Source organism: Paraclostridium benzoelyticum, assembly GCF_001006285.1.
Classification (GTDB): Bacteria; Bacillota; Clostridia; order Peptostreptococcales; family Peptostreptococcaceae; genus Paraclostridium; species Paraclostridium benzoelyticum.
Genome location: NZ_LBBT01000164.1, coordinates 1 through 7,528, shown reverse-complemented (window position 1 = coordinate 7,528; position 7,528 = coordinate 1). Strand labels below are relative to the sequence as shown.

Genomic DNA, 7,528 nt, shown 5'->3' with positions numbered 1-7,528 from the left:
AATAAAATTTAAAATTAAAAAACAATAATATCTTATTTTTAAAAAAGTGATATAATAAATTTTATAAAAGGCAAAGGTTTTGCTATACGTAATTTATTATTTTGAAATTTAAATAAATAATGAATTTGAGCAAAGGCGAGGAGGCATATATGAAAGAATTATTAGAATTAAACCCAATAATTTGTGCTATAAAGGGTGATGCGCATTTAGAGGATGCTGCAAATTCAGACGGAGATATTGTTTTTTTACTAAATGAAGATATTCTTACATTAAAAGAAAAGATACAAATTTTACATGAACATAATAAAAAAGTATTTGTTCATATTGATATGATAACAGGGCTTTCATCTAGTCCTATAGCTGTAGATTATATGAAAAAAGAATTCAATTTGGATGGCATAATAACAACTAAAACTAATATAGTTAAAAGAGCTATAGAGTTAGATTTAAAAGTTGTTCAAAGATTTTTCTTTATAGATTCTATGTCTCTGGAGAACGCAATTGAAAGTTTAAAGAGAGTAAAACCAGATGCAATAGAAATTATGCCAGGTGTAATTCAAAAGGTAATAAAAAAAATGAACAAAACTTATCCTAACGTACCTATTATATGTGGAGGATTAATTGATAGAAAAGAAGAAATAATTGGTGGATTATCAGCTGGAGCTATGGCTATATCTACTACGGATATTGAGATGTGGTAATTAACAAAAAAGTAGCTTTTTCAATTGATATAGCAGTTTAGTTTATTAAATATCTAACAAAGTATTTTATTGACTGGAAAATGTTTTCGTGATAGCATTTAATTAAATTAATAACTGGCTGGAGATGAGAGAGCCCCCTATAAAAATGATAGGAGCTCTCTGTTTTTTTGCCTTATTTGACTAATTACATAAAATATCAAGGGAGGTATTGAGTTGAAAAAGACTTTATTAGGAGAGTGCATATCTGAATTTATTGGATCATGGATATTGATTTTTATAGGGTGTGGAGCTGTAGCATCTATGGTATTAAGTGGAGCAGATGTTTCTCAATGGGAAATAGGAATAATATGGGGGCTAGCTGTAACAATTGCAATATATGTAACTGGAGCAGTATCAGGAACTCATATAAATCCAGCTGTAACAATTGCATTAATGGTACACCGAGATTTTCCAAAGAAAAAAGTATTACCATATATTATATCTCAAATACTAGGATGTTTTGCAGGAGCAGCAACAGTTTATTTATTATTTAATAAGCTATTCTTATCATTTGAGAATACAAATAATATAGTAAGAGCTGGATCAAACGGACTTACTACAGCAGGTATATTTTCTACTTATCCAAATGCTGCATTAAACTCATTTGATGCATTACTTGTAGAAACTTTCATAACTATGTTATTAGTCATAGTGATATTAGCAGTAGGCGAAGAAAAAAATTCAAACAAACCTATGTCAAACTTAGCACCAGTTTTTATAGGAGTAACAATAGCTATAATAGGAGCTAGTTTTGGAGTATTAACAGGCTTTGCAATGAATCCAGCAAGAGATTTTGGACCTAAGATGTTTGCTGTTTTAGCAGGTTGGGGAAGTGGAGCACTAGGACCTGACATGTATTTTTGGGTACCTATAGTAGGACCTATAATAGGAGCTATTCTTGCAGGATTTGTATTTGATAAAGGCGTTAAAAAGTACATGAATTAAAATACATCAAGGATTTAAAATAAATAATCATTGGAGGCAAAGCGATATGAAAAAATATATGATGGCATTAGATCAAGGAACTACAAGTTCAAGAGCTATATTATTTGATAAAGAAGGAAACTTAGTAGCTACATCACAAAAAGAATTTACTCAATTTTATCCAAAGCCAGGATGGGTAGAACACAATCCTATGGAAATATGGGGAAGTCAAAGTGGTGTAATGAGAGAGGTGTTAGAAACTAATGGCATTAAACCAGAACAAGTTTGTGGTATTGGGATAACAAACCAAAGAGAAACTACTATAGTTTGGGAGAAAAACACTGGTAAGCCAGTATATAATGCAATTGTATGGCAATGTAGAAGAACATCTCAGATATGCGATGAATTAGAAGCTAAAGGATATAAAGATAAAATAAAAGATAAAACAGGATTGATTCTTGATGCATATTTTTCAGCAACTAAGATAAAATGGATACTTGATAATGTTGAGGGTGCTAGAGAGAAAGCTGAAAATGGAGAATTATTATTCGGAACAGTAGATACGTGGTTAATATGGAACTTAACTAGAGGTAAGGTACATGTTACAGATTACTCAAATGCAGCAAGAACAATGCTATATAATATAAAAGAGTTAAAATGGGATGATGAAATATTAGAAATGCTAGATATACCAAAAAGTATGTTACCAGATGTTAAACCATCTAGTTATGTATATGGACACACTGATGAGTATATGTTAGGTGGAGCTCAAATCCCTATAGCTGGATGTGCAGGAGATCAACAAGCAGCATTATTTGGTCAGACTTGTTTTGAAGAAGGATGTGCTAAAAACACTTATGGAACGGGTTGTTTTATGCTTATGAACACTGGAGAGAAGATGGTTGAGTCAAAAAATGGATTACTTACAACTATAGCCTGGGGTGTTGATGGTAAAGTAGAATATGCGTTAGAAGGAAGTATATTTATAGGTGGAGCATCTATACAATGGTTAAGAGATGAATTAAGAATACTGTATGATGCTAAGCAAAGTGAATTCTATGCTGAAAGTGTGAAGGATACTAATGGTGTATATGTAGTTCCAGCTTTTGCAGGACTTGGAGCACCGTATTGGGATATGTATGCAAGAGGATCTGTTATGGGGCTTACTCGTGGAGCTAACAGAGCTCACTTAGTTCGTGCTACACTTGAATCAATAGCATATCAAGTAAAAGATGTATTAAATGCTATGCAAGAAGATTCAGGTTTAGAGCTTAAAAATCTTAAAGTTGATGGTGGAGCTAGTGCTAATAACTTCTTAATGCAGTTCCAATCAGATATACTAAATGTAAGTATAAACAGACCTAAAGTACTTGAAACTACGGCATTAGGAGCAGCATATCTTGCTGGGTTAGCAGTAGGATTCTATGAAAATAAAGAGGATATTAAAAAGTCTGTGTCATTAGAAAAAGAATTTGAGCCAAACATGAGTGAAGAAAAAAGAAACTTATTATACAAAGGATGGAAAAGAGCAGTAAATAGATCTCTTTTATGGGCAAAAGAAGATGAAGAATTTGAAAAAGAGTTGGCTAGTGTAAAAAATTAATTATAAAGTACAGGTAAAAGTTATATAATTAAAGTAAATAGTAAAAACTTAAAAATTTTTAGATATTGGCATTAAGCAATAAAGGAGATCAAATGGGAAAAATACTATTTGCTCATAGAGGAATGTCTACATTAGCGCCAGAAAACACATTATCAGCATTTTCATTATGTAAGGATAAAGGAATAAAATGGTTTGAATGCGACATTGATATTTTAAAAGATAAGACCCTAGTGATAAATCATGATGATACATTAGACAGATGTAGCAATAAAACAGGGTCGTTATATAACATTTGCAAAGATGATTTAAGGCATATAGATGCAGGAAGTTGGTTTGGTGATGACTATATTGGAGAAAGAATACCTACTTTAGATGAGTTAATTGAATTGATAAATAAATATAAATTAAACGTCAATTTTGAATTGAAATCATGTTGTGGAGGTAAAGAATTAACACAAGAACTTATACAGAGATTTGTAGAAGCTTTAAATAAATTAGATGATGATATAAGAGTTATCGTTTCGAGTTTTAACCCATTAATGTTATCTAAATTTAAAGATTTAAGACCCAATATTCCGGTAGGATGTTTATTTGAAACACATAATTTGTATGATGATTGGTCTTCTATAATGGAAATGTGTAGAGCTGAGTATATACACCCACAAAATGAAGGATTAACTAAAGAAATGGTAGAAAAATTTAGAAGTCATGGATATAAAATTAATGTTTGGACTGTAAATGATTTAGCCAGAGCAAACCAATTATTCAATTGGGGAGTTACAGGTATATTTACAGACATAGCGGATAGATTCCCTAAATCATATAAGTATAAACAGGATATTGTTTGTGAAGCAAATATATAATCAAAATAATTTAGGGTAGTGACAGTTAAAATAATCTATGATAATATAGAATTATAAAAGGAAAACGATTTTAAAAAACGAAATATTATGGCGAAGAGATAAGAGAGCCTTCTATACATTGTATAGGGGGGCTCTCTATTTTTTTTTCAAGGAGGCAAAATTATGTATGATATAGCAATAATAGGAGCAGGGATAAGTGGAAGTGCCATAGCTAGAGAATTATCAAAGTATAATTTAAAAACAGTAGTTATAGAAAAAGGAATAGAAGTTTGCCAAGGAACTACTAAGTCAAATAGTGCTATAGTGCATGGTGGATATGATGCAAAGGTTGGAAGCTTAAAAGCTAAGTTAAATATAGAAGGTAATAAATTATATAAAGATTTATGTAAAGATTTAAACGTAGACTTTAAACAAATAGGATCGTTAGTTTTAGCATTTGATGAAGAAGAAATGAAACACGTTAGAGGTTTATACGAAAGAGGATTAGAAAATAAAGCGGCTGGATTAAAAGTATTAAAAAAAGAAGAAGTATTAGAACTAGAACCAAATGTTAATGACAATGTAGTTGGAGCATTACTTTGTGAGAGTGCAGGGATTGTTTGTCCATTTAACTTAAATATAGCACTTATGGAAAATGCTATGTTTAATGGGGTAGATTTAAAACTAGAATCTGAAGTTTCAGACATAGTTAAAGAAGAAGATTGTTTCAATATAAAAATAAAAAACAAAAATGATATAAAAGCTAAATATGTTGTAAATGCAGCTGGAGTTTTTGCTGATAAGATAAACAACATGATAGGTGGAGATGAATATTTTATAATACCTAGAAAAGGAGAATATAAAATATTAGATAAAAGTGAAGGAAAAATTGCTAATCATGTTTTATTCCAATGTCCAACTGAAAAAGGAAAAGGTGTCTTGGTTACACAAACTGTACATGGAAATTTATTAGTAGGGCCAAATGCTACTGCTGTAGATGAAAAAGAAGATGTATCTACATCAAAAGAAGGAATTAGTGAAATCGTAAATAGCTCTAAAAAGACTATAGAAAATATTGATTTCAGAAAAACAATAACTAGTTTTGCAGGACTTAGAGCAACTCCAAATACAGGAGACTTTATGATATTTGCATCAAAGAAATGTAAAAACTTTATAAATGTTGGAGGAATAGAATCACCAGGTCTTGCATCAGCACCAGCAGTTGCAAAATATGTTGTAGAAATTCTTAAAGAAGAAGGATTAATGTTAAGTGAAAATAAAAAGTTTGAGTCTAAGAGACATAAGAATAAACCTTTCATAAAAATGACTCAAGAAGAAAAAGAAGAAATTATGAAGAAAGATCCAAGATATAAAAAAATAGTTTGTAGATGCGAAAGTATAACAGAGGGCGAAATTATAGATGCAATAAATTCACTATGTGGAGCTAGAACATTAGATGGAGTCAAAAGAAGAGTAAGACCAGGTATGGGAAGATGCCAAGGTGGATTTTGCGGACCTAAAGTTATAGAAATATTAGCAAAAGAACTTAAAATAGATGTGGAAGATGTTTTAAAAGACTACGAAAACTCTAATACTGTATTAGGAAAATCAAAAGAATTAAGGGGTGAGTTAGTTGAAATATAATGTTGTAGTTGTTGGAGGAGGACCTGCAGGTTTAGGTGCAGCAGTTGAAGCTAAAAGAAATGGTGCAAAAGATGTACTTATAATAGAAAGAGACAGAGAATTAGGTGGGATACTTAATCAATGTATACACAATGGATTTGGATTACATGAGTTTAAAGAAGAATTAACAGGACCAGAGTACGCTCATAAGTTCATAGAAATGGTTAAACAAGAAAATATTGAATACATGCTAGATACAATGGTTTTAAACATAAGTGAAGATAAGACTATAGAAGCTTTAGGTGAAGACGGAATAATAAATATAAAAGCAGATGCTATAGTTTTAGCAATGGGATGTAGAGAAAGAACAAGAGGAGCGATAGATATACCTGGATATAGACCAGCAGGAGTTTACAATGCGGGAGCTGCTCAAAGACTTTCTAATATGGAAGGATATATGGTAGGAAAAGAAATTGTTATATATGGGTCTGGGGATATAGGGCTTATAATGGCAAGACGTATGACATTAGAAGGAGCTAAAGTAAAGGCAGTAGTTGAAATAAACCCACATTCAAGTGGATTAACTAGAAATATTGTTCAATGTTTAGATGACTTTGATATACCTTTAATGTTAAGTACAGGAATAACACATATAGATGGAAAAGAAAGAGTAAAAGGAGTTACAATTAGTAAATTAGATGAAAACAGAAGACCTGTAAAAGGAACAGAAGAATATATAAGTTGTGATACTCTTCTTTTATCTGTTGGACTTATACCTGAGAATGAATTGAGTGTTGAAGCTGGAGTTGTATTAGACAATAAAACTAGTGGCCCTATTGTAAATAATTCTATGTCTACAAATGTAGATGGTGTGTTTGCATGTGGGAATGTTGTCCATGTTCATGACTTAGTTGATTTTGTTACAAAAGAAAGTAAGATAGCTGGAAAGAACGCAGCTCTATATTGTTTAAATAAGTTAAATAAAAATAAAGAAGTAAATACAGTTGCAGACAACGGAATTATATATATAGTTCCTCAAAATATAGATGTTAGTAGCGATGAAGATGTAAATTTATTTATGAGAGTAAGAGAAATTTGTAAAAATAAAAAGTTAGTTGTTAGAAGTAAGGATGAAATTATTTTAGAGAAAAAGAGACCTCATATGATACCTTCAGAGATGGAGAATATAAAAATTAGTAAAGATTTATTTAAAGATATTAAAGGTAATATAATAGTTAGTGTAGAGGAGGCATAATTATGAAAAATGTTACTTGTACAGTATGTCCAATGGGATGTTCATTAGTTGTAAGTAAAGTTAATGGAGAATATAAAGTAGAAGGAAACACATGCAAAAGAGGAGCAAAATATGGAGTTGAGGAAGTTACAAATCCAAGAAGAGTTATAACTACTACAGTTAAACTTAGCGGTTCTTACTTAAATTTACTTCCAGTTAAAACTAATGATTCTGTACCTAAAGAGTTAATGTTTGATATTATGAAAGTTTTAGACAAAGTATGTGTATGTGCACCTGTTAATGTGGGAGATATTATAGTTAAAGACATATTAGGAACAGGTGTTGATATTGTAAGTTCTAAGAGTATGGAAAGTATGAATACAAGTGATAAAAATAGTGATCATGAATTAAGAGATTGTATATAATAAAAAATTAATGGACAATAAAAATAACCTTCTTTAGATATCAACATATTTAAAGGAGGTTACTTTTATTGTTAGAATTATTAAAGTGTATAACTTATTTTAGTAATAACTATATAGTTGGTTAAATATACTTAAGT

The 7,528-nt window shown here is 30.6% G+C and carries 7 protein-coding genes; all 7 read left to right on the top strand.

The annotated features are described in order from the left end of the window. The first annotated feature begins 149 nt into the window (after positions 1–149). Complete coding sequence (locus VN21_RS07530; RefSeq protein WP_021431660.1) at positions 150–701, top strand: glycerol-3-phosphate responsive antiterminator; 552 nt, start codon at positions 150–152, stop codon at positions 699–701. Positions 702–914: 213 nt separating this feature from the next. Beyond that, entirely contained in the window at positions 915–1,685 is a 771-nt protein-coding gene (locus VN21_RS07525) for an MIP/aquaporin family protein (protein WP_052952008.1), read from the top strand. Positions 1,686–1,731: 46 nt separating this feature from the next. Then, complete coding sequence (gene glpK, locus VN21_RS07520; protein ID WP_046822714.1) at positions 1,732–3,267, top strand: glycerol kinase GlpK; 1,536 nt, start codon at positions 1,732–1,734, stop codon at positions 3,265–3,267. A 92-nt stretch (positions 3,268–3,359) separates the two neighbouring features. Further along, positions 3,360–4,130 carry a glycerophosphodiester phosphodiesterase family protein gene (locus VN21_RS07515; RefSeq protein WP_046822713.1) on the top strand — a complete coding sequence of 257 codons (771 nt, stop codon included), beginning with the start codon at positions 3,360–3,362 and terminating at the stop codon, positions 4,128–4,130. A gap of 162 nt (positions 4,131–4,292) precedes the next feature. Then, entirely contained in the window at positions 4,293–5,753 is a 1,461-nt protein-coding gene (locus tag VN21_RS07510) for an NAD(P)/FAD-dependent oxidoreductase (RefSeq protein ID WP_046822712.1), read from the top strand. After that, complete coding sequence (locus tag VN21_RS07505; protein ID WP_046822711.1) at positions 5,743–6,987, top strand: NAD(P)/FAD-dependent oxidoreductase; 1,245 nt, start codon at positions 5,743–5,745, stop codon at positions 6,985–6,987. The genes VN21_RS07510 and VN21_RS07505 overlap by 11 nt, the downstream gene beginning before the upstream one ends. A 2-nt stretch (positions 6,988–6,989) precedes the next feature. Next, entirely contained in the window at positions 6,990–7,391 is a 402-nt protein-coding gene (locus VN21_RS07500; protein WP_046822710.1) for a DUF1667 domain-containing protein, read from the top strand. The last annotated feature ends 137 nt before the right edge of the window (positions 7,392–7,528 follow it).